Origin of the sequence: Pontibacter pamirensis (assembly GCF_010015475.1) — a bacterium.
In the GTDB taxonomy this organism is placed as follows: Bacteria; Bacteroidota; Bacteroidia; order Cytophagales; family Hymenobacteraceae; genus Pontibacter; species Pontibacter pamirensis.
In genome coordinates this window covers 1-3,527 of the sequence record NZ_SSNI01000091.1, presented here as the reverse complement: position 1 = coordinate 3,527, position 3,527 = coordinate 1, and the positions used below count along the sequence as shown (strand labels likewise).

General features: G+C 50.2%; 2 protein-coding genes. Both read left to right on the top strand.

What is annotated here, in order from left to right; translation table 11 throughout:
- The first annotated feature begins 999 nt into the window (after window positions 1–999).
- Window positions 1,000–1,341, top strand: a complete 342-nt coding sequence (locus E1919_RS26955) for a helix-turn-helix domain-containing protein (protein WP_237144892.1) — start codon at window positions 1,000–1,002, stop codon at window positions 1,339–1,341.
- 6 nt (window positions 1,342–1,347) lie between these two features.
- Complete coding sequence (locus tag E1919_RS26950; protein WP_162056498.1) at window positions 1,348–2,625, top strand: type II toxin-antitoxin system HipA family toxin; 1,278 nt, start codon at window positions 1,348–1,350, stop codon at window positions 2,623–2,625.
- The last annotated feature ends 902 nt before the right edge of the window (window positions 2,626–3,527 follow it).

Genomic DNA, 3,527 nt, shown 5'->3' with positions numbered 1-3,527 from the left:
AATGCAGGCGTCACCTTTATCGATATAACTCCTTTAACAAGAGAAGCAGCCTCTGACCCTTCCTACGTAGCCGGCGACGGCCTGCACTACTCCGGTACAATGCACCGGGAGTGGGCGCTGCTGACCCTCCCTAAAGCAAAAGACATACTGAAGTAGGGTTGCCAAGTTAGCGATAAGTAGGAATAAGGTTGTGGCTCGTTGATACCGCAGCAGAGGGAGCAGGTATAACTGCTGGTAAAGGTAGCAGGGCAAACCATCAGGCAGCTATAAGCCTTAAACTAACGTGAACTCGGGAATTAACCCGCTTCAAATCAGGTGATTGTGCAACAAAAAAGGCTAAGGATTAGGTAGAAATATTGTCCGATGTTTCACCTAAATCCTTAGCCTTATGCACTTTATCATAGATACTGTCAAGGTGGTAGAAGTGTTCTGCTTCATAGACGATTTCTGTAAAGAGGTTAAAGAATATTTCACTTCCCATCCCCTCACTGGAGCTGAGGCCTCCATACAGGCCTCAGAAATGATAAAGCTGTGGCTTAACTCTTCCCCTACATAAAACGAGGCAATATATGTTGCTCTACGAGCTAAAGTAATAAGATATTGAAACAAAGGGCTTTTGGGCGTTAGTATTTGCCTGCGGCACAGAGCCTGGAGTGGAAGGTCGATGCTCCGGTAGTGCTCTGGGCAAATAGACAGCAAGTCTCTTCTTTCCTTGAACAATCCTTTGAAAAGCGCTTAGCGAACTGAGCCACTTTCTGTACATAGGTTATTTGATTTTAGCTGTCCCTACTTTACATCCTATGTCGGATAACCTGCCCCAATGTCGGATAAAAGTCGGATAAAGCTTTTCTTTAAACAGGCAGGCGCACTTGCCTTGCTTTGTCAAGTTTTTCGGTTATAAAACTTGACAAATACCCTGCTAAACACTTTAGCGGTACAGCATTTGCAAAATATTTTATTTCACGTAATGTAATCTATAACTTACAAAAAGATGTATATTTGAAAACTATAGTTTACATTATGGCCAAACCAAGACCTTTATACCCATACTGGCAACGGCTATTAGCTGAGCTGGGGGGAAACATTAAGCTGGCCCGGCTGCGGCGCAAACTCAGTACTGAGCAGGTGGCCGAACGCGCGGCCATTTCCCGGCCTACGCTGAGCCAGATTGAGAAAGGGGAGCCCACGGTGGCCATGGGGAACTATCTTAAGGTGCTGGCGGTGCTGGGCTTGGAAAAAGACCTGGCGCAAGTGGGGCGGGACGATAAGCTCGGCCGCAAGCTGCAGGACGCCGAGCTGTCGGTGCGAGAAAGGGCTCCTAAACATTCAAGCGATACCTAAAAGAGGATGGCAAAGCACAAGATAACCAAAACTATATATGTGTACGCCGACTGGGCCGAGCTGGGAGAGTGCCAGTGGATGGGTACCCTACAGGCCAGTGTGGTACGGGGCAAGGAAGTGTTCTCCTTTGAATATGAGAAAGCCTGGCTAAGCAGTGTGTACGCGCAGGTGTTGGACCCTGACCTGCAGCTCTACTCAGGACCGCAGTACCTGGCAGGAGAGGAGAAAAATAACTTTGGTGTGTTTCTGGATTCATCTCCGGACCGGTGGGGCAGGGTGCTGATGCGCAGGCTCGAAGCGGCAATGGCTCGCAAGGAAGGGCGGCCGGAGCAACGCCTGCTGGAGAGCGACTACCTGCTGGGAGTATACGACGGCCACCGCATGGGGGCACTGCGCTTTAAACTATCGCTCGATGGCCCTTTCCTGAATGACAACCGCGAAATGGCCACACCGCCCTGGACGGCCTTGCGGGAGCTGGCCTATGCCAGCCAGAAGCTGGAGGAGGATGACATCAGCCAGGACGAGGAATACCTTAAATGGCTCAGCCTGCTGGTGGCGCCTGGTTCCTCGCTGGGAGGGGCCAGGCCCAAGGCGGGCGTGACGGACGAGAAGGGAAGGCTGTGGATTGCCAAGTTCCCGAGCCGCAATGACAGTCGGGATATGGGGGCATGGGAGATGGTGGTGCAGGAGCTTGCCATGATGGCGGGTATTAGCATGGCAGAGGCCAGGGTAGAGCGCTATGCCTCCAGACAGCATACTTTCCTGACCAAGCGCTTTGACCGTACGGAGAAAGGGGAGCGGATTCACTTTGCGTCTGCCATGACGCTGCTGGGTTATCATGACGGCATCGACTACCAGGATGGGGTAAGCTACCTGGAGTTGGCTGAGTTCATCTCCAGGCAGGGCGCAGCGCCGGAAAAAGACCTGGAAGAGCTCTGGCGACGAATCTTGTTTAGCATCTACGTAAGCAACACAGACGACCACCTGCGCAACCATGGGTTTATTCTCACGCCCTTGGGATGGCGGCTCTCGCCTGCCTATGACCTGAATCCTGTGGAGACCGGAGCAGGACTAAAGCTTAACATTACCGAAGAGGACAACGCACTGGATCCGGAGTTGGCTCTAGCCACGGCGGACTATTACCGTCTCTCCGACAAGCAGGCGGCAGCGATACAGCAACAGATCAAGGAAGCTGTCGGTAAGTGGAGAAGCATAGCAGGCAAACACAACATCCCAAAGGCGGATCAGGACCTGATGGCACCTGCCTTTCGACTTGTTCCGTAAAGCAGACCGCATCCAGTAGAATGAGATGAGCAGTTTGTTTAGCAAAGTGAATCACAGACTTTTTAATAGAGCAAAAGAGAGAGCGTTTGCAGCCTTGAGTGCTAAAGAACTAGAGGAAATTGAGGCTAGCTTCGCTCTCTTTTGGTAAGTAACCATGGTTAAGTTAGATTACTATTATTCCCGTGATAGCTTAAAGCATGACTTGAAAAGCAATATTTATCCTGCGCCGACTCTCCGAACCGATTATGCCCGCACCTTTTAAAATAAATATTCTGCCATACAGCCTTTCAAAGGGCAGCTTAGTCGTTTCCGACTAAGTTAGCGACCAAGCTGGTGACTAAGTTGGTGACCAAGTTAGTGACTAAGTGAAGGAGCTGTTAGCATATTTAAATGTAGAGCATCTGCGGGTATTGATTTACGCTGCTAAACCGGCAAAGCGCAGAGAGATACTTGAACAAGGGTTGAGTTTGACCTACAATACCCGAAACGTAAGGAGTTATAACAACCCACTGTTGGAATGTGGCTTAATATGATATCGGAGAAGGGGCGGGCGTTGCTGAAGCACTAGCAGAGTTAAACACCCCTACTTAACATAAGATCTGTTATAGATGAAATTGCCTTTCCAGCACAGCTCCTCTAGTGTGCCGGGATCCATTACCTGAATGGTGCCCTGGAAGGCATCATTCAGGGGAAGAGGTAGGCTAGTGGGGGTTATCAAAGCTGACGGGAAAGCCGGTGGAGTACTGCAGCTGCGTCCTGTCAACGTCACAAAGCAGATAGCAGGAAAGTAGCCTGAAGGATAAAGCTAGCCTGAAACATGCCTTTCCAGAAATCGTGTAGGAGCCGCCGGCTTTATGGAATTTCAGCTGCCTTTGCTGCTATAAGAGTCAGAACATGTTAAA

Coding starts and splice junctions, on each gene's coding strand:
- E1919_RS26950 (WP_162056498.1), top strand. CDS start 1,348: ATGGCAAAGCACAAGATAACCAAAACTATATATGTGTACGCCGACTGG.